Source organism: Pseudoalteromonas sp. SaAl2 (assembly GCF_052947895.1).
This window is the reverse complement of the sequence record NZ_CM129605.1, coordinates 899,749-924,637: the sequence shown is the minus strand read 5'-3', so window position 1 is coordinate 924,637 and position 24,889 is coordinate 899,749. Positions and strand designations below refer to the sequence as shown.

Genomic DNA, 24,889 nt, shown 5'->3' with positions numbered 1-24,889 from the left:
AGGGTTGGTTATTTCCCTTCTAGCAAGTTACCACTGCCAATTTCAATTTTACGTGGTTTTAATGCTTCTGGTATTTCACGTTCAAGGTCAATACTCAGCAAGCCATTAGCTAAATCTGCGCCAAGTACTTTTACATGGTCGCCTAGCTGAAATTTCCGCTCAAAGTTACGCTCGGCAATACCTTGATGAATAAATTTACGCTCTTGCGTTTCACCTTTCTCAGCTTTTTTCGCCGATTACTTTTAAAGTGTTGTTTTCTGACTCAATGGTCAGCTCATTGTCACTAAAACCAGCTACAGCCATAGTGATACGGTATTTGTCTTTATCGAGCGCTTCGATATTGTATGGAGGAAAACTCGGCTGCTTGTCTGTGCGCGCTGCGGCATCCATCAAAGATGCTAAATGATCGAAACCAATGAATGAACGATAAAGTGGTGATAAGTCTACTGTACGCATAATAATATCCTCATATTTAAGCGATATATTGCATGTGCTTTTCTGTCGAACAAGCGCAGGCAATGTTAAATTAATAATATAAATTTCAATTACTTCAGTTTAATTTGGGACCCATCAGGCGTCCTCACTAAACTATATATGGACGGTAAAAATGTTTTCAAGTAAATAAATAAAAAAACTTTAAAATAATCATAAGGCATGCCTAAACATGCCTCATGCGCTAGTTATGACGCAAATGTGCCACGTATTGGATAATCGTTTTCGCGAATGAATTTAATACCAGAAAGCAGCGCACTCAAATCAGGACGTGAGAATGGCGCATTCGACTTATCAATGATCTGAATTTGATTGTCTTCATTCAGTACAAATATCGCAGGCTCTGAAAATGGGTGATTGGTTTCATTTTCATTACGCGGCTCACTAATATAAACACCTAAATCGGTCATTTGCTCAAGTGTTAAGCCAGAATAAAGCGGGAAATTAACCTCTAAGTCCTTCAAATGCTCATTCAGCTGCTCTTGGCTATCAGCACTGACAGCGGCAATCTCAATACCAGCCTGAGTGTAGTCATTTTTTATCTTTGCCAAAGCATTTAATTGCTTAGTGCATAACGGGCAATGCTTACCGCGGTAAATAACTATCATTTTCCAGGGTAGCTCAGTTTGTCGCTCGGTTAAATCAAATGAATTGCCATCAATATCATTTGCCGTCAATGTAGGCATTATGTTTGCTGGTGCTGTAGTCTTGTTCATAATCATGATCTCCTTTGTAAAGTATATATCTAAACATCTTCATGGTTTCCATTGAAATAACTTAGGGTTAAACTTCATAATTCAACCACGAAAATGTAACTCAGTTTGGAGATATGCTTGAAAGTCATTCGCAGTACACTGATAAACATAGTTTTAGCAGCAGTTATCTTTTTTCTGGTTAGCGCGTTTCAAGAGCGTAATTTACTAAAAACGGATAATAGCCCAGCCCCTTACTTTAGCTTGGCATTGCTTAATAATATCGATAAACGTTTGAGTATCGCTGAGCTTAAAGGAAAAACGACTGTTATTTACTTTTTCGCTCCTTGGTGCACAGTTTGCAAATACAGTATGCCAAATTTAGAAGCTGCCATTAGAGGACGTGATATTAATGCAATTGGTATTGCACTGGATTATAAAAGTACAATGCAAGTAGAAGAGTTTGTCAGTGATTTAGCGCTGACAATGCCAATACTGCTTGGCAATGAACAGACTCAAGCTAACTATAAAGTATCCGCTTTTCCTACCTATTATATTATCAATGAACAACTTCAGATTAGCGCCCGCTCTATGGGTTACTCAAGTCAATTAGGGATTACACTAAGGGCTTTGTAACAGTGTAATAATTTGCAACATTTGACCTACAAACACTTACAGTTTACTAAGTATTTTTACGTTGTTTCTCTTTATGATACGTGGCAATCACATTCGTTCACAACCATGGAAGAAACATGTTAGCTAATTCACTACACTGTATTTATCGTTTAACACCATTGGCGTTATGCATGCCATTTTTAACATACGCTGATACCCCCTCTAATAATGAAAACATTGAACATGTAGAAGTAATTTATAAACGCAGTAGTATTACAAGTGAAATTACTGAAAATACCGAAAAACTTATAACAATGCCAGGGGCTATGGGCGACCCATTACGAGCCGTATACGCATTACCAGGAGTGGTAGCGGCAGGAGGTTCAATGAGCGAACCTGCCGTAAGAGGCTCATCTCCTGATGACAACCTTTTTGAAGTAGACTTTATGCCTGCAGGGTATATTTTCCATGATTTCGGCAGTTCAATTTTCAATAAATACATCATTCAAGATTTTCAACTGTACTCGGCAGGTTATGGAACAAGCTACAGTGACGCAACTGGCGCTGTATTTGATGTAACTTTACGCAATCCAAAATATCAGCCTATCACCACTACATTAGACTTTACTATGTTCAATGCAGGAGTATTTGTTGAGGGCCAGTTAACGCAAAACACCGCGTTTTATTTATCAGCTAGAAAAAGTACCCTACCCTTGTTTTTCTCCAGTGGCGAAGAACTCAAAAATGATGATGGTGAACCCAGTGGAGTGACTGTAAATGATGCGCCAGATGATCACGACTATCAGGGAAAGTGGATTTGGGATATCAACAATAATAATGCGCTTACAGTGTCATTTACCGGCGCGAAAGACTCTGTAGCGGCTGGCTTTAATCAACGAGCGGAATTATCTCTTAAAAACCCTGAGTATCAAGGCGATGCTGACTTTATACGTGAGTTTTCAAGTCAAAGTATTTTATGGGATCATTTTAATAAAGACTTTAACTTACGTTTAGGTATTGGTTCACTCAATCATTCTGGCCGTCTAGAGTACGGTAAACAAGCAACATTAACACAAGGTTATTTTGATGAAGAACAGCAGAAACAAATCAGCTATAAAGCGCGTTTAAACTGGCGCCTTAATAAAGCACATCAACTCGTTTTTGACGCAGCCTATTACGATAACGACACCACTCTTAGCTATGATGGTTTTCTATATACATGCACTGAACTTGACCCTGATTGTGATTTAAATAAAGGCGAACGAATATCAGGTAGTGATTCACTCGCACTTGATAATTATTTTGCTGGCATGAGTCATATATGGGACATCAACGAGTCTTGGCAAACAGAAGTGGGAGTTCAATATCAAAGTAATGCATATACCGACGAGAACTTCGTCATGCCACGCTTAGCAGTGAGCTACTATATAAATGATCGTAATACAATAAACGCCAAATATGGCCATTACAATCGCATGCAAGACGTGCATTATATAATGCCCGGTCAAGGCAATCCCAATTTACTTTCACAAACCTCAAAACATAGTAGCTTAGGGTTTGCGCAACAATTAGCTGACGAATGGTCTTGGTCTGTAGAAGGTTACTACAAATCTATGAACGATCTGCCACTGGCATTAAATGATAGTTATACCGACGCAGCCCAACTATACAGTAATGATGTAACTGGGCGCGCATACGGTGTTGATTTATTGATAAATAAAAACAAAACAGACAAATGGTATGGCTGGTTGGCTCTAAGTTATGCCAAAAGCGAACGTACCGATGAGCGTCAAAACATCACGCGTGACTATTACGCAGATACACCTTTAGTATTCAATATGGTCTTCAACTATCAAATAAGCGAAAAGTGGCAAGGTGGTTTTAATTTTACAGCCCGAAGTGGACAAACATACACGCCTATCATCGGTGTTAAAGAAAACCCTGAATTTGAGGGACGGTTTCTACCTGAATACGGCGACCCGTTCTCCGAGCGCTTTGATATATACCATCGTCTTGATATTCGTTTCGAACGTGAAACAGATTTTTGGGGATTAGATGGCGTTTTAATATTAGAACTAATGAACGCATACGGCCAAGGTAATAGTAATACAAGCAGTATAGATTTAGACTATCAAAAAGTGTCCTCAACGAATGATTTAATTATCAAAGAAAGTGATGACGATTTTGAGATGCGCCCTTCAATTGGCTTCAGCCTCACCTTCTAAGGATGAAGTGAGTTCGCTATACATAAAAAGGGCGAGCTCATCATTTAAATAGAATCAACTAATCGTTTTTTTACACTGTATATTTTGCTCCAGTTAGATAAGATGGGTAAAACCAAATCGAGGAGAGCGATATGTTAACTGTAATTTTTGGCCGTGAAGGCTGTCCATTTTGTGTTCGTGCAAAAGATGTTGCACAGAAACTAGCTGATGAACGCGATGATTTTAAATTTCGCTACATTGATATCATCAAAGAAGGCATCAGCAAAGCGGATCTAGAACAGTCAGCTGGAAAGCCATGCCCGACTGTTCCGCAAATTTTTGTTGACCAAGCACACATCGGCGGATTCACAGAATTTGAAGCTTACGCAAAAGAAAATCTTGGCTTATACAAATAAGTATTGCGCTATCATTATTAACCAGCTTGATTTGAGCAAATATTGAGCTGGTTAAATTTCAATCAACATCAAGCACATACAAATTAGTTGTAATTTATACAAGCAATTGCCTCGTATTTCCTATACAATGCGCGCCTCTTTAAATTCGTTGAGGCGTATTAATGTCAGAACCAGTCACGTTTGAATCTCTAAATCTTTCTCCTGCAATTTTAAAAGCAGTTGAAGAGTTGGGTTACAAGACACCATCTGAAATCCAAGCTCAATGTATACCGTTATTGCTAGAAAGAAAGGACGTACTGGGACTAGCACAAACGGGTACAGGTAAAACAGCAGCATTTGCACTGCCATTACTAAATAATATTGACCCGTCTGTGAAACAGCCACAGATCCTTGTACTCACACCAACCCGTGAGCTTGCGATCCAAGTTGCTGAGGCATTTGAACAATATGCAAAACACACTCGTGGTGTAGAAGTATTGGCACTTTATGGTGGCCAAAGCTACAGCATCCAATTAAGTGCACTTCGTCGTGGCGCGCAAATTATTGTCGCAACCCCTGGTCGCTTAATCGATCACATTAACCGTGGCACAATCAAGTTTGATGCTTTACAAGCACTAGTACTTGATGAAGCCGATGAAATGTTACGCATGGGCTTTATCGATGATGTTGAAAACATCATGGAAAAAACGCCGCGTGAAAAGCAAACATGTCTTTTCTCTGCGACTATGCCTAAGCAAATTCAAAATATCAGCAGTAAATATATGAATAACCCTGAACAGGTTCATATTTCTGCGCGTAACTCGACTGTATCATCAGTTGAGCAAGTGTTTTGGAATGCTCACGTACATAAAAACAAAGCCATCGTTCGTTTCTTAGAAGCTGAACAATACGAAGGTGCTATTGTTTTCGTACGTACACGTAACGATACAGTTCAACTTGCTGAGTTATTAGAGCGCGAAGGTTTCTCTGCTGCTCCTCTTAACGGTGATATGAACCAGCAAGCTCGTGAACGTACTGTTGATCGCTTAAAAAGCGGCATGCTAAACGTTGTTATTGCAACAGACGTAGCAGCCCGTGGTCTAGATGTTGACCGCTTAAGCTTAGTTATCAACTACGATATTCCACAAGACTCTGAAGCCTACGTTCACCGTATCGGCCGTACAGGTCGTGCTGGTCGTACTGGTAAAGCAATTTTATTCGTTAAGCATAACGAGCGTTATTTACTTAAAAATATCATTCGTCATACTAAATCTGAAATTGCCCAAGTTGAACTACCAACAGCTAAAGTTGTTGAAGAAAAACGTATTAATGCATTACAAGAGAAGCTTACCCTTGCTCTTGAAAATAAAGATATCACTTTTTTCAATGAAGTTGCTGCTAACATGGCACAAAAACTTGACCTTGCTCCTGAAGACTTAGCCGGCGCATTACTGTGTTTAGCACAGCAACAATCGCCAATCAAAGTTGAAGAAGTTAAGATTCAACCACGTGAGCGCAATGAGCGTAATCCACGTAATGAACGTGGTGACCGTGGTCGTCGTAACGAACGTGGCGGTGAGCGCGCTGAGCGTAAACCTCGCGAGCGTAATAGCCGTGATGCAGGTCCTATGGATACTTACCGTATCGAAGTAGGTCGTGAACATGGTGTTCAAGTTAAGAACATTGTGGGTGCAATCGCTAACGAAGCTGATATCTCAAGCAAGTTTATTGGTGACATTCGTCTTCACGACAGTCACAGTACGGTACAATTACCGCAAAACATGCCTAAAGATGTACTTGATCACTTCCAAAAGGTGTTTATTTGTAAACGCCCAATGGGTATGACATTGACTCAAGATCAAGGTCCAGCTGAGCCACGTGGCGAACGTGCTGAACGCCCTAGTGGTGACAGAAAGCGTAACTTTAATAAAGACAACCAACGCGGTGATAAGCGTGGCGGTCCTCGTAAAGAACGTCGTCCAGTGAGCTTTACTTCTAACTAAACACTGCGTTTAGATAGAAAGTTAAAAACCTCGTCATGTAAATGCCGAGGTTTTTTTGTGTTTGGAGTAAAGAGCGAGTTGGCGAGAGTAAAGCCACTAGAGGCCAAGTTTGCAAGTATTACTTCGAGTCTAAGGGTTATAAATATAAAAAAGCCCGCAATTGCGGGCTCAGTTGTAACAACTTACGATTATAACTATTTAACCTGAGTTCAGGTTATTTACCAAACTCTGAAGGTGCAGCAGGCACTGTTAACGGCTTTTTCGGATTCGCTTTAAGCTCTTTTAGCAGCTCTTTCACGGCACGCTCTATCGATGGGTCTTGCCCTGCTTGAATAAGCTCAGGGCGGTCAATCACTTCGATATCAGGGCTTACGCCTTCATCTTCAATTATCCAGTTACCATCGTTATCAAGTATTCTGAAGGTCGCTGCAATCACAGAGCCACCATCAACAAGACCTGGGTTACCTGAAATACCGATTAACCCACCCCATGTGCGAGTGCCAATTAACTTACCTAAACCCGCTTGACGAAAGTAATACGGTAGCGCATCGCCACCAGAACTTGAGTAGCCATTAATTAACATGGCTTTAGGTCCATCATGGGCAAACTGGGGGTTTTGGTAGGTTCAACACCACGACGTTTCCAATAATTAAGTGGCTTACGCGCAAGCCAAGTGATCATATGCTCAGGAATAAAGCCACCGCCGTTATAACGGTCGTCGATTATCATGGCTTCTTTAGTGGTTTGCGGTAAGAAGTTTTGAATAACGAACGATTTCCCTCGTAATGAGTATTTGGTAAGTGTACGTAACCAATACGACCATTTGACAGTTTATCTACGTAATCAGCACGCGATTGCGCCCATTGTAAGTAACGCAAACCGGTTTCACTAGCGGTTGGTTTAACGGTTACTTTCCAGCTTTTTTTCAAACTAGGTGATTTACTCAGTAATAGTTCTACAGGCTTTCCTTGGGTGTTCTCAAGTAGCTCATAAAAGTTAACCACGTCTTTTACCGAGCGGCCATTCACTGCAATAATATAATCACCCACACTTGCATTAATACCGGTTTCGTTAAGTGGAGAGCGGAAGTTCTCATGCCAGTTCTCACCTTTAAAGATGTTCTCAATTTTCACGTAACCTGATTTATGAGCGCTAATTTCTGCACCAAGTAAGCCATGCTGTAAGCGTTCAGAGCGGGGCATATCACCTGAATTTACATAAATGTGGCCGGAGTTTATCTCCCCTGCTATTTCACTTAGTACATAATCAAGATCTGCTCGGTGTGCGACTGCATCAGCCATAGGTTGATAGCGTTTTAAAATAGCGTCCCAATCTTGTCCATGGTGGTTTTCATCATAAAACCAATCACGCAAAGTACGCCAGCCTTCGCGGTACATTTGTGCCCACTCAGTTTGTGGATCTATTTTTAATACCATGTCTTCGAGGTTTAGCTCTGAAGCTTTTAAATCTTGTTTAGCTGCGGGCTTAATAACACTAAACTTATTCCCTGCACGGGCAATAATATGCTCACCATTTGCTGACACTTTATAACTATTAACGCCAGCGGCCACCGTTGTAATCTCGCCATCAACTGCCTGCGGGATTAATTTAAGCTCCCCCCAGAGAGTGTTAATACGCCGTCTTTTACGCCTACTAAAGCGTTATAGTTTCCAGCTGGTGCATTAAGTGCTACAACGCGCTCCATAAAGCCTTTACTTTCAAACTGTGTATTGGCTTTTTTTGCTGACTCTTTGTCGTCTTTTTTCGCTTTAGCATCAACAATACTGGTTTCATCAGTCTGTGGCGTATTTAGTGGTTTAATTTTATTATTTACTGCAACCGAATATAAACGGGTTGCATTATTAAACATATAATCAAACTCATAGCTGCTAAAGGTTAAATTAAAATCACGCTCTGAGGTAAAATACAGGTGCTGACCATCCGGCGAAAACGCTGGATTTCTTTCGCTGCTCATATCATCGGTTAAACGTGTCACGTCTTTGTCGTTAATATTGTAATGCCACAATGATGCATAACGGTTTTCGTTATTCTTAACAAATACGATATCTTCACTATTTGGTGACCAGATATACGAAGTTAAACTGTCTTCATTAAATTTTGCAGTATCAATTTTACGCTGCTTGCCAGTTTTTATATCAAGCCACCAAAGCGTGTGATTTTGATCAGCAAACAATAGCTTCTTACTGTCTGGCGACCAGAGAGGATCAAAGCGCCAGATACTGCCATTACTGGTCAACTGTTTTATTTTATTGTTGTTTGCTCTATCTTGCAGATAAATCTCATATTCGCCGCTCTTATCACTCATATAAGCAATATAACGGCCATTAGGCGACCACGACGCAGCAATTTCCCGCCCTTTTGGTGTATGCGTTAAGTTACGAGTTGGTCCATGTTTAACGGGCACTGAAAAAACTTCACCTCGGGCACTAAATACCACGCGTTTACCGTCGTGTGATACGTCCATCGAATCAATAAAGTTACTCACGTTTTTAGTATAAGGCATGGTGTATTCTCGGTTGCCTTGCACATTGATTGTCAGCTTTTCATTGCGCCCTGTTGCATCATCAAAGCGATACAAATAGCCGCCATTTTCATACACGATAGCTTGTGGCCCTGCTGATGGCCAAAGTACGTCAAAGTCTTTATGGTTGGTGACTTTTTGTGGCGCTTTGCCTTCTTGATGCTTATAGAGGTTTAAGGTGTAATCTCTATCTGAGACATAATAAATATTATTATTCACCCAGGTTGGTTGCTGATCAGTCGCTCTATTGGTGGTTAGCCGCTGAGATTTATTGTTCTCTAAATCATACACCCAAACATCTTGAGCACGGCCACCACGGGTGCGCTTCCATGTACGAAACTCACGGTCTATTGGTGTATAAACGTATTTTTTACCATCTGGCGATAACATACCGCCGCCCGTTTCTGGAATTGCTAACGGTTGTTCTAGCCCACCATCAGCAGGCACCATATAAGGCCTACCAACACGCTTACCAAACGGTGTGCGGTTAGCTCTGAACACGATATGCTTACCGTCTGGCGTCCAATCAAGCACTCTGTAGTCAAACCCACCACGCGGTGGCATAACGCCTACATCATTATAATAAGTTAATTGTTTTAGCTGTGAACCGTCACGGTTCATCACATACACTTGGCGACTGCCGTTGTATTGCGCTGAAAACGCGATACGCTTACCGTCAGGCGAAAACTTCGGAAACGTTTCAAAGCCAACATGATCCGTTAAGCGTGTGCTTTTGCCCGTCTTTGTATTCGCGATGTAGATATCGCCCGCATAGACAAAAGTGACCGATTCTTTATGAATGTCGGGAAAGCGTAATAAACGCGTATCTTGCGTTTCATAAGCTTGCGCGACAGATGAGATTGCAGGCGTAACTGCAACAGCGATTGCCGTTAATAAAGTACGTAGTTTCAACGTGACCATCCTTCTATGCTCAACTAATGAGCTGTTGTTATTTTATATCATAATAACAACTTAAAGATGGATTGCAGCTTTGTTCGACGAATTACTGTAACAGAGTGTAAATATCGTTATGCTCGGTTTAAAAATTATACTCTTCGTTATCTCGCTGTTTCAGCTCAGTGATTATCATATCGATCATTTGTTGCTTTACTTGTGCTTGTTTAGATTGCAGTTCATTGAGCTGTTGCTGCAAAATATCTATTTGCTCTTGTTGTTGAGAATCACGATACCGTTTAACGCCTGCGTGCTCAGGCTGCATTGTTAGGCTTTGGCTTTTATTACTGCTTTGCGATACTTGGTTGTGACTTTTAAGCTGTAACTGGCGTTGGATAGGGTCTTGATTGAGTTTACTAATTTGCTCTTGCAGCACATTAATTTTATGTTCTAAATCATCGTAGACTTTTTCTAAGTTCTCATAGTGCCCTGAAAAGCTGGCATCTTCGTCGCTAAATTGTTGCGCTTTGGCATCTAAAAACTCAGATAAAACATACTCAGGCTGATCATCCTTGGATTGCTTTTGATCCAACCGCTTGTCGCTATTAGTTTGAAAGCCCTCGGCTTTAGGTAAGTTTATTACGGGTGATATCTTCATTATTTCATCCTGAAATGGTCCTAATAAAGGTATCGGCATGAAATAACAAAACTTTAAGATAACTACTTTGTCACTAAGCAATAAAATTAAAGGCAATGATTTAAATCATCGCCTTTAAAAATCCTGTTAAGATTCTATTTTCAGCAACTCTACCTCAAATATCAATAATGATGCAGGAGGAATAGTCCCTACTCGCTTTTCGCCATAGGCTAGCTGATGCGGGATATAAAAGGTGTATTTATCGCCTTCGCTCATCAATTGTAAGCCTTCGGTCCAGCCTTTAATAACTTGATTTAAGCCAAAACTAATGGGGCTGTTTCGCTCAACAGAGCTGTCAAAAACACTGCCATCAAGCAAAGTACCGTGATAGTGAACGTTCACCATGCTTGTAGGGCTTGGTTTTACATCAGAGTCACTGCTGTGCTCAATTTTATATTGTAGCCCTGAAGCTGTCTCTGTTATGCCTTCAACTTTACTGTTGGTAGCTAAAAAATCACTACTAAGCTGCGCATTGGCTAAGGCTTGCTGCTTAGCTTTTTTACTATTTTGAAAAATTAAATAGCAAAATATAGCGATAATTATCACTAAAATAATATTAATCATGATTCTTCACTTTCTTTTTCGTCTTCGTCATTATCGCCATTTACGATATCGGCGATATTATTTAATCGTGCTAAGGCAATGCCATTTACTGAATCTTCAGGGTAATGACCATCAACCAGCTCACCGGCGTCTATATCCATTAACGCGTTAAGAGCTTGATCGACCGTTTCAACGGCATAAATGTGGAACTTACCCAGCTCGACCGCTGCAAGTATTTCGTCATCGAGTACCAAGTTTACTTGGTTAGATTTCGGCACAATTACGCCTTGCTGACCCGTTAAGCCGCGCATTTTACACAGTTTAAAAAAGCCTTCTATTTTCTCATTTACGCCACCAATGGCTTGTACATCGCCATGTTGGTTTATTGAGCCTGTCAGCGCAATTGACTGGCTAATTGGTAAATTAGTAATAGCCGAAATCAGCGCACATAACTCAGCCAGTGACGCGCTATCACCATCTATGTAGCCATAACTTTGCTCGATAGCGATATTCGCACTGAGGGTTAAACTAAATTGCTGGGCGTATTTATTACCCAAATAACCCGTAAGTAACATTACACCTTTAGAGTGAATTGCTTTACCGAGCTCGGCTTCACGCTCTACGTCAATCACGCCATCAGCACCTGCGTACACTGTGGCAGTAATACGGGCAGGCGTACCAAATGATGTATCACCAATGTGTAACACGGTTAAGCCATTCACTTTACCAACGGCTTGACCGTCAGTGGCGATTAAGGTGTGCCCTTCTTTAATATCGCTGAGCATGTTTTCGCTAATTTGCCCGGTGCGGTACTGTTTGCCTTCAATCGCTTCATCAATATGGTGAGCGTCAATTAAGCTTAAATTATCTTGTTTGGTGTAAAAGCTGGCCTCTGCCACTAGCTCTAATACGTCAGCAAAGCGTGCTGATAACTTATTGTGGTGCTCTGCTTGACGATAACTAAACTTAAGTAGCCGTGCCATAGCTGATTCAGTCAAGCTGCATTTAAGCGTATTTTGGCAGTATTCAGTCACTTTAGTAATAAACTGATATTGCAGTTTGTCGCTACTAGGTAAGTAGTAATCAAAGTCCGCCAGTACTCTAAATAATTCAGCAAACTCTTCATCATACTCACCAATGGTGTAGTACAAATCACGTGAACCTAACAAAATAATTTTCACATCAAGGGGTATCAACTGCGGACGAAGTGTAAAACTACTGCCCACAGCACTGTCTTGATATGGTAAATCATTTTTAATTTGATGAGTTTTTAGTGACAGCTTTAAACCATCCCACACTTGTGGATTTGCCATCACTTTTTCGGCATCCATGATTAAATAACCGCCATTAGCACGGTGAAGTGCCCCGGGCTGGATAGACCGATAGCTAGTGATCAATGAGCCTTGCGACGCGGCATACTCTATTTTGCCAAAAATATTGCCAAACGTTGGGTTAGGTTCATAAACGACAGGCGCTGCATCGCCTTCTTTAAATTCAACTAAGATATTGGGCGCAAAAAAGTCGGTCAACATGCCTTTGCTATCAAAATCTTCTTTGTTTTCGTCGCTTACATCTTCGTCGTCAAGCCATTCAAGGACCGCATCAATAATTTCAACTCGAATGTCTTTTAAGTAACGTAGCACGCCAATATGGGCGGCGTACTTATGTTCTAAATCTTTTAACAGCGGTTTAGTCGCAAGCTCTGCGGTGGATTTTTTTAAATTACGTAGTTTTTCTGAGGACTCACGCTTCCAACGCGGTAATTCAATTAACGCTTCAATCAAAGCATCTTCGAGTTTTTCGATAACCTCATAAAATTGCTCGCGTAAGTCATCATCAAGGGCTGCAAATTCAGCATCACTTAATTGTTTACCATCCACTAATGGCGCAAAGCCAACAACGCTTTTTTCTTCAATTAGAGCAACACTTTGCTCAAGTGCAGCAATTTCAACTTCGGTGATTGCAGCGTCATAGGCGTCATTAAATTCTCGGTCTATTTTTTTCTTTTTGCGCTGATAAGCAGGGTTATCAAATGCTGCCGGAAAGGTGTCGAGTACTTCGTCGATAAACGAGTCGATATCATCGGCCAATTGCTTACTTTGTCCTGCTTGTAAAAACATCGCGATTGGCTCACGGTGATCGTCGTAATTATTAACATACAACCACTCGTTTGGCGTCGGCCGGCCTTTACTGTGTGCCTCTAATTTGTCTTTTACTAAAGTAAAACGACCATGCGCAGCTTCACCCATAACGTAAACATTATAACCAGGAAGTTCCATGCCTAAGGAAAAATCTAGCGCGCTTTGTGCGCGCTGCTGGCCAATAAAAGTCAGTGTTTCAGGGTAAGGATTACTCATGCAAGTTTGCACATGATTGAGTGAGATCGTCGGCGCAAGGGCAGACACAGGTAATGGCAGCAATTTTTTCGTCATTCTAACTTCTTTTTGTATCAGCTAATTGGCTGATTTATTTAAATGTGCTCAACATATCTGTTGCGCACTATTTTACGGTTGTAATGCCCTGCGAGTAAAATAGATGCCGTTACATTCTGAACAAGCTCTAATTTGCGCGGCATGATAAATATCATAACTATGGCTACAATTCTTACACACTAATGTGCCCATGGCTATCCATTCACCTTGGTGATAAACACCATTGTGTTTAAAATCTTGATTTAATGCGTGCCATTCTAACTGGGTTTTATCCTCTATATGTGACAATTCAAACCACAAAGACTCTTTAAGCTCTTGCCATGCAAGAGAATCGTAATGTTTATCGTGCTCTTGAATATGCTCAATATCACGTTTTAAATAGTTGCGATATAATTCCAGTTTTTCTTGGCCAAGGTTTTTCAGTGCTTGCTCAGATTCAACAAATTTGTCCATTGCATCTTTAAGCTCGTGATCTTTTACATCTTTAAGCCAATCAGTTAAATCGGTTAACCAAGTTTTATAATCAGCCATTTTATACTCCTTCAAAACTGCGTTAAATCAGTAATCAACATACTTGAGTATAGGTTAACCTGCCCTGAAAACTAATTTAGCAACGAATTTATAAAATCCGCTTATTTGCTGCTGTGATTAGCGTTTATTTTGGGTTATCCTATTGGACAATTTTTTATTAGTTTGCAAGAAGTCTGGAATCGTTGATGCAAGAGCAATATAACCCGCAAGACATAGAGTCAAAAGTCCAAGCCTACTGGGAAGAAAACCAAGTATTTAAAGCCACCGAAGACGAGAGCAAAGAAAAGTATTATTGCCTTTCTATGTTCCCATACCCAAGCGGCCGACTGCATATGGGTCATGTGCGTAATTACACTATTGGTGATGTTGTTTCTCGTTTCCAACGCTTGCAAGGCAAAAATGTAATGCAGCCTATGGGTTGGGATGCGTTTGGTTTACCTGCTGAAAATGCGGCCATTAAAAATAAAACAGCCCCTGCAAAATGGACCTACGAAAACATCGATTACATGCGTACCCAGCTTAAGCAATTAGGTTTTGGTTATGATTGGGATCGTGAAATCGCAACGTGCCACCCTGACTACTACAAGTGGGAACAATGGTTTTTCACCAAGCTTTACGAAAAAGGCTTAGTGTATAAAAAAATGTCGACGGTAAACTGGGATCCAGTTGACCAAACTGTACTTGCAAACGAACAAGTTATTGATGGTCGCGGTTGGCGTTCTGGTGCTGTAGTTGAACAAAAAGAAATCCCACAGTGGTTTATTAAAATTACCGACTACGCACAAGAGCTACTTGACGACTTAGACAAACTCGAAGATTGGCCTGAGCAAGTAAAAACCATGCAGCGCAATTGGATTGGCCGCTCTGAAGGTTTAGATATAGAGTTCACGCGCACTGATAACAACGAAAAATTTAGCGTATACACGACTCGCCCTGATACGTTTATGGGTGTCACTTATCTTGCAGTTGCAGGTGCGCACCCTATTGCTCAAGAAGCAGCTAAAAATAGCGACGCTGTGGCAATGTTTGTCGAAGAATGTAAAAACACCAAAGTTGCTGAAGCAGACATGGCAACCATGGAAAAGAAAGGCATCGCAACAGGCTTTTACGCAACACACCCACTAACGGGTGAGCAAGTACCTATTTGGGTTGCCAACTTTGTACTTATGCATTACGGCTCCGGTGCAGTGATGGCCGTGCCAGCACACGATCAACGTGATTATGAATTCGCGACAGCGTATGGCCTAGACATTAAACAAGTTATCGCACCTGTTGCAGGCTCTGAACTTGAAGTAAACCTTGAGCAAGAAGCGTACACTGAAAAAGGCATATTAGTGAACTCGGGTGAGTTTGATGGCCTTGACTTTGACGGTGCATTTAACGCTGTTGCAGATAAGCTTGAAGCACTGGGTGTAGGCGAGCGTAAAGTAAACTTCCGTTTACGTGACTGGGGTGTAAGCCGCCAGCGTTATTGGGGTTCGCCAATTCCAATGCTTAGCGACGAAGACGGTAAAGAACTTGCCGCTACTGAAGACATGCTACCAGTTCGTTTACCAGAAGACGTGGTAATGAACGGTGTAACATCGCCAATCAAAGCTGATCCACAGTGGGCTAAAACCACGGTTAATGGACAACCTGCGTTTCACGAAACAGATACCTTTGACACCTTTATGGAATCGTCTTGGTATTATGCGCGCTACTGTAGCCCGCGTCATGATGAAGGCATGTTAGACCCAGCGGCGGCTAATTACTGGCTACCAGTAAACCAATACATTGGTGGTATTGAACACGCCATTTTACATTTATTGTACTCGCGATTTTTCCATAAATTATTGCGTGACTTTGGCTTAGTAAACTCAGATGAACCGTTTGACCGCCTACTTTGCCAAGGCATGGTACTGGCTGAAACTTTCTACCGTAAAGATGAGAAAGGCGGTGATGTGTGGATTTCGCCAAGCGATGTTGAAACCGAAACAGACGACAAAGGCCGTGTAACAAAAGCATGGCATAAAGACGATGGCGAGCCGGTGTTCTCATCAGGCATGAGCAAAATGTCAAAGTCGAAAAACAACGGTATCGACCCACAACAAGTTATCGCTCAATATGGTGCTGATACTGTACGTTTATTTATGATGTTTACTGCACCACCAGAGCAAACCCTTGAATGGTCTGATTCGGGTGTTGAAGGCGCACATCGTTTCATTAAACGTGTGTGGAAGTACGCGGTTGATGTAAACACAGTTGGTTACCAAGCACTTGATAAATCTGCGCTAACAAACCCACAAAAAGTACTTCGTCGTGAGCTACACAAAGCGATTGCAAAAGTGACTGATGATGTTGAACGTCGTCAAACATTTAATACTGCGATTGCCGCTATCATGGAAATCTCAAATAAATTGTTAAAAGCCCCACTGGCTGATAAACAAGATGTGGCGATTGCTAACGAAGCACTTGAAGCGCTATTAATAATGCTTGCACCAATCACACCGCATTTGTCACATCAATTATGGCAAGAGCTTGGCAAAGAAGGTGACATTCTTGACGCCGCTTGGCCAACCGTTGACGAGTCTGCTTTGGTTGAAGATGAGAAGCTTATTATCGTGCAAGTAAACGGTAAGTTACGTGCAAAATTAACCGTACCGGCTGACGCAACCAAAGAGCAGGTTGAAGCCCTTGCTTTTGCTGAATCAAACGTAACTAAATTTACTGACGGTGTTACTATCCGCAAAGTTATTTACGTACCGGGTAAACTACTTAATGTGGTTGCTAACTAATATGGCATCATTCAATGCCTTTAAAAACGGACTAGCCTTGGTGCTAGTCTGTTTTTTACTTACCAGCTGTGGCTTTCACTTAAAAAAAGCATCGAGCTTGCCGGATGATCTAAAAATTATTACCCTCAGCGGTGATGATGAAAAATCCGCACTATTCGCTATGCTTGAAAAAGAACTTACCCTCAGTAAAGTCGAGTTACTCTCAGCGCCGGAAAAAAATGTCGCACAACTGTATTTATCAAAAGACCGTTTAGAGCGCCAAATTTTATCGCTATTTAAAAACGGACAAGTGGCCGAATACGAACTTGCATATAGTGTAGCTTATACATTAAAACGCCCAGGCCTTGATCCTATCAATCAAAGCTTTGAGCTGTACAGGAACTATCAAGACGATCCTGATAACGCTTTGGCAAAAGCAAAAGAGCTTGATTTGCTGCTAAATGAAATTCGTATGCAGGCAAGTCGTCGTATAGTACGAGAGCTTTCGCAACTATAATGCGCTGTTACGCTAATCAATTACCTAATGAGTTAAAAAAAGCGCTACAGCCTTTTTATCTAGTGTTTGGTGAAGAACCTTTTCAAATAGCACAATGTGCCCAGCAAATTCGCACATGTGCAAAACAGCACGGTTTTGACGAAGTAATAAAGTTTACTTTAATGCCCGGCTTCGATTGGCAAGAGCTGATAGCGCAATACCAAAGCATGTCACTGTTTAGTGCCCGTACTTTAATTGAGCTTGATCTCAATGGTCAAAAGCCAGGCACTGTTGGCAGCCAAACATTTAAAAAACTCGTCGAACTAACAAATCCAGATACCCTGTTAATTGTCACAGGCGCTAAAGCAAGCCAAGATATTCAACGCAGTGCATGGTTTAAAGCGCTAGATAAACACGGTGTATTTGTACCTTGCTACCCGCTTAGCGGTAATCATTTGCAGCGTTGGTTAGATGAACAATGTGCGCGACTCGCTATTAATATGCAACCTGATGCAAAGCGAACCTTAATTGAGGCCACTGAAGGTAACTTACTCGCATGTTTTCAAGAGCTCGAAAAACTGTCTTTACTGCATGGTAATGCGTTAATTGACCAACAACGAGTACTGCAAGGCTTACTTAATCAAGCTAAGTTCGATATTTTTGATTTAAGTGATGCCTTGCTTCAGGGTAATAGCCGCCAAGCGATTAAAGTTTTGACTAAATTAGCTGGTGATAACACCGAGGCGGTCAGCATTTTATGGACTATCAACAAAGAAGTTAACACCCTATTGAGTCTTCAATTAGGGTTGCAACAAGGCGAGAACCTAACGGCCTTGTTTAAACAAAAAGCAATTTGGAAAAACCAACAAGGGCCAATTAGCCAAGCGCTTAATCGTTTAACAGTACACACCCTTGAACATATTATGAGTTTATTAGCACAATTTGATGCAAGCTATAAGCAAGGTAATTTAATTAAACCCTATCAAGCCTTGGCTCATATATGTTTGGTTTTTTGCCAACCCGTTGCTGTTGCACTTCCTGCTCACCCGTTAGATTCATAACCAGGAGCTGAAGATGATTGCACTATTTGGTGGCACTTTTGATCCAGTGCATTTAGGCCACCTTAATATGGCGCAGCAATGTGTGGAGCATCTAAAGCTTTCACAATTGCGCTTTATGCCCTGCGCTATTCCCGCTCATAAAGCTCAACCGGGCATTAGCAATGCACATCGTATTGCCATGTTAGAAGCCGCCATAGCCCCTTTTCCTAGTTTCTCATTGGATTTACGCGAACTAAAGCGCAAAGGGCCTTCTTATTCATTGTTAAGTTTACAAGAGCTGCGCAGTGAATATCCTAACGAACCTATTCTATTTTTAATTGGTCTTGATTCATTTAACACCCTAGATAAGTGGTTTGAATGGCAAGCCATTACACAACTATGCCACATTGTGGTGTATCAACGGCCAAATCAAACAACCAATTTAAGTGCACAACTGCAACAGTACCAAACTAACGCACAAACCACCTCGTTAGATACCTTGCACACTGAACTGGCTGGCAGACTGTATTTTTTACCTGGTCAAGTTATGGATGTGGCATCGAGTGATATTCGTCAAAAAATAAAAAAAAGGCCAACTTTGCCGGGAACTTCTGCCAAGTACTGTGAGTCACTATATACTTAGCCATGAACTTTATCTAAGTGATGAATAAAACTCATCAGCGTGATAAAATAATAACTATTCCCTTTATTAATGAGATAACACTTTGGATTCGAAACAACTACTCGCCTTTGCCTTAGACAAAATTGACGATATGAAAGCCCGTGATGTGGTTCAGCTTGATGTACGAGGCAACTCTGACATTACTGACTATATGCTTGTGTGTTCTGGTAACTCTAAACGCCATGTGCAATCGATTGCTGACCATGTTGCTAAGGAAGCTCGCCACTCAGGTGAAGAGCCTCTGGGCTATGAAGGTCAAAACGAAGGCGAATGGGTACTGGTTGATTTAGGTGATGTAGTCGTGCATGTTATGCAAGATCAAGCACGTAGCTATTACGATCTAGAAAAGCTTTGGAGCTAACGGCAGCTATTTTAATCTGAGTTTGGAAGTACACGCGTGAAAATACAAATGATTGCCGTTGGTACCAAAATGCCAGCATGGGTTGAAACAGGTTTTGCTGAATATCAGCGCCGTTTTCCAAAAGATATGGCGTTGGAGTTAATTGAAATCCCAGCAGGTAAGCGTGGTAAAAATGCCGATATAAAGCGGATTCTACATATCGAAGGTGAAAAAACCCTTGCTGCGATACCGAAAGGCAATCGGATTGTTACTTTAGAGGTAACAGGTAAAGCACTTGATACCCATCAATTAGCAAAAAACATGGAAAAGTGGCAGTTAGATGGCCGCGATGTCAGTTTGCTTATTGGTGGCCCAGAAGGACTGGCACCAGAATGTATTGCTGCTTCTGAACAAAAGTGGTCGTTATCAAACTTAACCCTACCACACCCTTTAGTACGCATTATAGTGGCTGAAAGCTTGTATAGAGGATGGAGTGTAAACAACAACCATCCTTATCATCGCGAGTAATCATCTATGCTCAAAAGAAGACCCACAATTCGAGACCACTCAGCAGAAGCTAATCTGTTTGCTCGTCGCGCGTTTGTGGGTTTTGTTTTTGTTACTATTCTAGTCGCCGTATTGCTGTCTAATTTATACACTATACAGGTTGACGATCATCAAGATTATCAAACTCGTTCCAACGACAACCGTATAAAGGTCATTCCTATCGCCCCAAATCGTGGGCTTATTTATGACCGTAATGGTGTATTACTGGCAGAGAACAAACCGGTTTATAACCTTGAAGTAATACCTGAAGACGTTGATGATCTTGACACTTCTCTTAACGAAATTAGTAAGCTAATTGATATTTCTGAGCAACAACGTAATGACTTTATAAAAGATATAAAGCACAACCGTCGCTTTAAAAGCCAAGTATTAAAAGCTCGTTTAGATGAGCAAGAAGTTGCCAAATTTTCTGTGAATCAACATAAGTTTCCTGGTTTTAGTATTGAGGCACGGTTAGCTCGCTATTACCCTTATGCCGATACCCTCACCCATGCTTTAGGTTATGTGGCTAAACTAAATCGTAAAGAACTCACTAAGCTTGAATCGCAAGACCAAGCAACTAATTACCGTGCTACCCACGATATTGGTAAGCTAGGCATTGAAAAATACTATGAGCAATTGCTGCATGGACAAGTGGGTTCACAACGTGTTGAAGTAAATAACCGTGGTCGCGTAATTCGCACCTTAAGTATGACCCCGCCTGAGCCAGGCCATGATCTCGTGCTTACCCTAGATATTGGCTTACAGCAAATAGCCCAACACGCACTAAAAGATATGCGTGGTGCAATTGTGGTTATGGATGCAAAAGATGGCGGAGTACTCGCTTTGTACTCAAACCCAAGCTATGACCCAAATTTATTTGTGCACGGTATCAGTAGTAAAAATTATAAAGCCTTACTCAATCCAGATCGCCCATTAATAAACCGTACTACACAGGGGCGCTATGCACCCGCATCAACAGTTAAACCCCATATGGCCATTCTTGCTTTAGAAGAAGGCTTAGTCACTGAGCATACCAAAATGTGGGATCCTGGCTTTTTCCAAATCCCTAATGTTGAACATAAGTGGCGTGATTGGAAGCGATGGGGGCATGGCCATGTGGATGTTTACAAAGCGATTGAAGAGTCCTGCGATACTTACTTTTATGATGTCTCTTATCGATTGGGGATTACTAAAATCAGTGATTTTATGGCGCAATTTGGTTTTGGTGATTTAACTGGTATTGACATACACGAAGAAACAACAGCAATCTTACCCTCTAAAGAGTGGAAAGAAGGCCGCTTTCGCGAGTCTTGGTGGCGTGGCGATACAATATCTGTAGGTATAGGGCAAGGTTATTGGACAGCCACACCAATGCAAATAGCCAATGCAACCAACATTTTAGTAAATAAAGGACTCAATCATCCTCCTCATTTAGTCCAGGTTGCGAAAAAAGAAAACGAAGTAACGCAAATTAACAATGACGAAAAGCCCCCTGTTGTTTTAAAGAACCCAGATCACTGGCGTATTTCGCTAGACGCTATGCATAACACGGTAAAAAAAGTAACCGGTACTGCCCATAGAGCTTTTAAGGGCGCAAACTACGACCCTGCAGGAAAAACCGGCACAGCTCAAGTGGTGAGTATTGCCCAAGGTGAACGCTATGATGCTAAATCTCTCAAGGAACGCCAACGCGACAACGCCATTTATATTGGTTTTGCGCCATTTGACGACCCACAAATTGTGGTATCTGTGGTGGTAGAAAACACCGGTGGCGGTAGTTCTGTCGGTGCACCAATTGCACGCCAATTAATGGATTACTATTTTTCAGCGAACCCTGTAACCCTTGCTGGGAGTGCAAAACAATAATGCAATTAAACGATAAGCGCTCAATTTGGGACAAACTGCATTTAGATTTGCCATTGCTCATCGCCCTGCTTGCCATGATGGGGGCAAGCCTTGCCATTGTTTATAGCGCTAGTGGGCAAAACTCCGCGATGATGGTACGTCACGCAACACGAATGGCCGGCGCAATTATTGGCATGTTTATTTTAGCTCAATTTAGCCCCGCAACTCTTAAACGACTCGTCATTCCAATGTACTGTGCAGGCTTATTGATGCTCGTTGGCGTATTGTTATTTGGTGTTAGCTCAAAAGGAGCACAACGCTGGTTAGATTTGGGGGTGACGCGTTTTCAGCCATCTGAACTGATGAAAATCGCCGTACCAATGATGGTAGCTTGGTACATAGGGCGTAATCATTTGCCTCCAAGGGCGCTGCATTTAGTGGTTGGCTTTACCATAGTAATGTTGCCAACCTTACTCATTAAAGAACAACCTGACTTGGGCACATCGATATTAATTGCCAGCTCTGGCATATTTGTCCTGTTTTTATCTGGCTTGAGTTGGCGGCTAATCGGATTTTTAACTGGCTTAGTCGCTCTTGCAGCTTGGCCATTTTGGCACTACGGTATGCATGCCTATCAAAAACAACGTGTTCTCACTTTGTTCAACCCTGAAAGCGATCCACTAGGTTCTGGTTATCATATTATTCAATCTAAGATAGCCATAGGCTCTGGTGGTATTGAAGGTAAGGGCTGGTTGCAAGGTACGCAATCTCAATTAGAGTTTTTACCAGAGCGCCACACTGATTTTATTTTCTCCGTACTCAGTGAAGAGTTTGGATTATTTGGCGTATGCCTATTGCTGTGCATGTATTTATTTATTATTGGTCGTGGTTTATATATTGCTGTGAATGCCCAAGATGCATTTGGAAAATTACTCGCAGGTGCACTCACGCTGACATTTTTCGTTTACGTATTCGTAAATATTGGCATGGTATCAGGGCTTTTACCAGTTGTAGGTGTCCCTTTGCCGTTAATCAGTTATGGTGGTACGTCAATGGTTACGCTCATGGCTGGGTTTGGCATAATCATGTCAATTGCAACCGATAAAAGGATGCTTTTAAAATAATGAAGTGGATACTGAAACACATAAGTTTAGCGCTCTTTACCATTGTATTAAGTGGCTGTAGTAGTTCAGGCAATAAAACGGATCACAGTAGCCGCTACAGCATGAAGCATGACGCTGCACCTTTGCGTGCACCAACCGTCCTAGAGATGCAGGATGCTGTTGTAACTAAAGTGGTAAAAAGTGCCAGTGCTGGACGACCTTATACTGTACTTGGTAAAAACTATACGCCCATGCTGGATGAGACTGGCTACAAGGAAGAAGGCGTAGCCTCGTGGTATGGTCGCAAATTTCATGGTTACCACACATCAAATGGTGAGACCTATGATATGTTTGCTATGACTGCCGCACATAAGACACTGCCCCTACCGAGTTTTGTTCGGGTAACTAACACGGCCAATGGTAAATCTGCCATTGTACGAGTGAACGATCGTGGTCCATTTCATGATGACAGAATCATAGATTTATCATACGCAGCAGCTTATAAGCTTGGTTATTATAACCATGGTACAGCCAAGGTTAAGCTTGAAGCAATTACACTAGCTGATTCGCCCACACGTCCAAGTTATATCCAAGTTGCAGCGGGCAGTACATTAGCAAATATTGAAGCCCTCGCCTCAACCTTGCGTCAGCAGTACCATTTACCTACAAGTATTGTAGAAAAAGATGCCATTTATAGGTTGCGACTTGGACCAATTAAAGACGCTGAACAAGCTCAGCAAGTGCTCGAAAAATTAAAACAAAATCAATTTCAAAACGCGTTCTTGCTTTACGGTCATTAACACCTTTAGAATAGCTTAACGCGAATCTTTAACTTTAACCATTAATGAGTATGATGAAATCATTTAAATACAAAATTCTCAACGGTGTGTGCGGCTTAGTATGTTCTGCTGCCATTTTCTCCGCAACTGCACAAATCATCCCTGCGCCTCCACAAATTAATGCAAAAGGTTATTTCCTTGTTGATTTTACCACTGGTAAAATCATTGCTGAAGGTGAGCCAGATACTCGTCTAGCACCAGCTAGCTTAACAAAAATGATGACCAGCTACGTAATCGGTACCGAAATTGAAGCCGGCAACATTGCCCCTACTGACATGGTCACCGTGAGTGAAAAAGCATGGGCTAAAAACTTCCCTGATTCTTCGAAAATGTTTATCGAAGTAGGTAAACAAATTAGTGTTGAAGATTTAAACCGTGGCATTATCATTCAATCAGGTAATGATGCCTGTGTTGCTATGGCCGAGCACATTGCTGGTAGCGAAAGTGCTTTTTCTGATTTAATGAATGCCCACGCTGAAAAGTTAGGCATGAGTAACTCTCATTTTATTAATAGCCACGGCCTAGATACTAACGAGCACTTTACTACACCACGTGATATGGCGACCTTAGGTGCTGCACTAATTCGTGATGTGCCTGAAGAGTATGCACTTTACGCTGAAAAATCATTTACCTTCAATGGCATTAAGCAATACAACCGTAATTCACTGTTATGGGATGAAAGCTTAAATGTTGATGGTATTAAAACCGGCCATACATCAGAAGCAGGCTACAGTTTAGTTACCTCAGCAACCAAAGACGATATGCGTTTAATCGCCGTTGTTATGGGCACATCAAGTGAACGCGCACGTAAAGTTGAAAGTAAAAAATTACTAAATTATGGTTTCCGCTTTTTTGAGACAACCACTCCTTATAAAGCGGGTGATAGTTTTGCCGAGCAACGTATTTGGATGGGTAACAAAGAAAACGTGTCACTGGGTATTTTAGAAGATACACCCATTACCATCCCTCGTGGTCAACGTAAAAACCTAAAAGCGAATTTCGAATTAGACAAAACGCTAGAGGCACCACTGGCTAAAGGCACGAAAGTAGGTACTTTGTTCTTACAGCTAGAAGGCGAAGAAATTGCACAGTATCCGCTTGTAACGCTTGAAGAAGTTGAAGAAGGTAGTTTCTTTAGCAAAATTTATGATTACTTACGTTTACAAATAATGTAATACCCAAACAATCTAAGCGCCTTGCAC

The 24,889-nt window shown here is 41.5% G+C and carries 19 protein-coding genes and 2 pseudogenes; 14 read left to right on the top strand and 7 right to left on the bottom strand.

Annotated features, from left to right (window positions below):
* Positions 1-8: 8 nt before the first annotated feature.
* Positions 9-456, bottom strand: a pseudogene (locus ACU8V8_RS04415) (Hsp20 family protein).
* Between the two features lie 224 nt (positions 457-680).
* Positions 681-1,214, bottom strand: a complete 534-nt coding sequence (locus tag ACU8V8_RS04410) for a peroxiredoxin-like family protein (RefSeq protein WP_446888961.1) — start codon at positions 1,212-1,214, stop codon at positions 681-683.
* 111 nt (positions 1,215-1,325) lie between these two features.
* On the opposite strand from ACU8V8_RS04410, the gene ACU8V8_RS04405 reads away from it, so the two are divergent.
* The 4 genes from ACU8V8_RS04405 (at position 1,326) to ACU8V8_RS04390 (ending at position 6,401) form a co-directional block, all read left to right on the top strand.
* Positions 1,326-1,820 (top strand): TlpA family protein disulfide reductase, encoded by a 495-nt coding sequence (locus ACU8V8_RS04405; RefSeq protein WP_446888960.1) that lies wholly within the window; start codon positions 1,326-1,328, stop codon positions 1,818-1,820.
* Between the two features lie 116 nt (positions 1,821-1,936).
* Positions 1,937-4,024 (top strand): TonB-dependent receptor plug domain-containing protein, encoded by a 2,088-nt coding sequence (locus tag ACU8V8_RS04400; protein WP_446888959.1) that lies wholly within the window; start codon positions 1,937-1,939, stop codon positions 4,022-4,024.
* 131 nt (positions 4,025-4,155) lie between these two features.
* Positions 4,156-4,419, top strand: a complete 264-nt coding sequence (locus ACU8V8_RS04395) for a GrxA family glutaredoxin (RefSeq protein ID WP_446888958.1) — start codon at positions 4,156-4,158, stop codon at positions 4,417-4,419.
* A gap of 161 nt (positions 4,420-4,580) precedes the next feature.
* Positions 4,581-6,401 (top strand): DEAD/DEAH box helicase, encoded by a 1,821-nt coding sequence (locus ACU8V8_RS04390; RefSeq protein WP_421959780.1) that lies wholly within the window; start codon positions 4,581-4,583, stop codon positions 6,399-6,401.
* Positions 6,402-6,615: 214 nt separating this feature from the next.
* Here the strand turns inward: ACU8V8_RS04390 and ACU8V8_RS04385 are convergent.
* The 5 genes and pseudogenes from ACU8V8_RS04385 to ACU8V8_RS04365 all read right to left on the bottom strand — a co-directional run bounded on the left by ACU8V8_RS04385 (position 6,616) and on the right by ACU8V8_RS04365 (position 14,040).
* Positions 6,616-9,864, bottom strand: a pseudogene (locus ACU8V8_RS04385) (S41 family peptidase).
* Between the two features lie 118 nt (positions 9,865-9,982).
* Entirely contained in the window at positions 9,983-10,495 is a 513-nt protein-coding gene (locus ACU8V8_RS04380) for a hypothetical protein (protein ID WP_446888957.1), read from the bottom strand.
* 126 nt (positions 10,496-10,621) lie between these two features.
* A complete protein-coding gene (locus ACU8V8_RS04375) occupies positions 10,622-11,098 on the bottom strand; it encodes an FKBP-type peptidyl-prolyl cis-trans isomerase (protein WP_446888956.1) in 477 nt (158 codons plus the stop codon).
* Positions 11,095-13,509, bottom strand: coding sequence for a Lon protease family protein (locus ACU8V8_RS04370; protein ID WP_446888955.1), 2,415 nt, complete (start codon positions 13,507-13,509; stop codon positions 11,095-11,097). The genes ACU8V8_RS04375 and ACU8V8_RS04370 overlap by 4 nt, the downstream gene beginning before the upstream one ends.
* Before the next feature lie 72 nt (positions 13,510-13,581).
* On the bottom strand, positions 13,582-14,040 hold the full coding sequence (locus ACU8V8_RS04365) for a zinc ribbon-containing protein (protein WP_446888954.1): 459 nt from the start codon (positions 14,038-14,040) through the stop codon (positions 13,582-13,584).
* A gap of 185 nt (positions 14,041-14,225) precedes the next feature.
* On the opposite strand from ACU8V8_RS04365, the gene leuS reads away from it, so the two are divergent.
* The 10 genes from leuS to ACU8V8_RS04315 all read left to right on the top strand — a co-directional run bounded on the left by leuS (position 14,226) and on the right by ACU8V8_RS04315 (position 24,862).
* Positions 14,226-16,814: a leucine--tRNA ligase gene (leuS, locus tag ACU8V8_RS04360; protein WP_446888953.1), complete on the top strand. Its 2,589-nt coding sequence runs from the start codon at positions 14,226-14,228 to the stop codon at positions 16,812-16,814.
* A 1-nt stretch (position 16,815) separates the two neighbouring features.
* Complete coding sequence (locus ACU8V8_RS04355; RefSeq protein WP_421959772.1) at positions 16,816-17,310, top strand: LPS-assembly lipoprotein LptE; 495 nt, start codon at positions 16,816-16,818, stop codon at positions 17,308-17,310.
* Positions 17,310-18,350 carry a DNA polymerase III subunit delta gene (holA, locus tag ACU8V8_RS04350; protein WP_446888952.1) on the top strand — a complete coding sequence of 347 codons (1,041 nt, stop codon included), beginning with the start codon at positions 17,310-17,312 and terminating at the stop codon, positions 18,348-18,350. The genes ACU8V8_RS04355 and holA overlap by 1 nt, the downstream gene beginning before the upstream one ends.
* A gap of 13 nt (positions 18,351-18,363) precedes the next feature.
* Positions 18,364-18,972 (top strand): nicotinate-nucleotide adenylyltransferase, encoded by a 609-nt coding sequence (gene nadD / locus ACU8V8_RS04345; RefSeq protein ID WP_446888951.1) that lies wholly within the window; start codon positions 18,364-18,366, stop codon positions 18,970-18,972.
* Between the two features lie 82 nt (positions 18,973-19,054).
* The gene (gene rsfS, locus ACU8V8_RS04340; RefSeq protein WP_087530738.1) at positions 19,055-19,372 is read left to right on the top strand and encodes a ribosome silencing factor; all 318 of its coding nucleotides are present in this window, start codon (positions 19,055-19,057) and stop codon (positions 19,370-19,372) included.
* Between the two features lie 36 nt (positions 19,373-19,408).
* Positions 19,409-19,879, top strand: coding sequence for a 23S rRNA (pseudouridine(1915)-N(3))-methyltransferase RlmH (gene rlmH / locus ACU8V8_RS04335; protein WP_087530739.1), 471 nt, complete (start codon positions 19,409-19,411; stop codon positions 19,877-19,879).
* Between the two features lie 6 nt (positions 19,880-19,885).
* On the top strand, positions 19,886-21,766 hold the full coding sequence (gene mrdA, locus ACU8V8_RS04330; RefSeq protein WP_446888950.1) for a penicillin-binding protein 2: 1,881 nt from the start codon (positions 19,886-19,888) through the stop codon (positions 21,764-21,766).
* Positions 21,763-22,869: a rod shape-determining protein RodA gene (rodA, locus tag ACU8V8_RS04325; RefSeq protein WP_446889583.1), complete on the top strand. Its 1,107-nt coding sequence runs from the start codon at positions 21,763-21,765 to the stop codon at positions 22,867-22,869. The genes mrdA and rodA overlap by 4 nt, the downstream gene beginning before the upstream one ends.
* Positions 22,869-23,648, top strand: a complete 780-nt coding sequence (locus tag ACU8V8_RS04320; RefSeq protein ID WP_446888949.1) for a septal ring lytic transglycosylase RlpA family protein — start codon at positions 22,869-22,871, stop codon at positions 23,646-23,648. Before rodA ends, ACU8V8_RS04320 begins: the two co-directional genes overlap by 1 nt.
* 53 nt (positions 23,649-23,701) lie before the next feature.
* The gene (locus ACU8V8_RS04315) at positions 23,702-24,862 is read left to right on the top strand and encodes a serine hydrolase (RefSeq protein ID WP_446889582.1); all 1,161 of its coding nucleotides are present in this window, start codon (positions 23,702-23,704) and stop codon (positions 24,860-24,862) included.
* Positions 24,863-24,889: the final 27 nt, after the last annotated feature.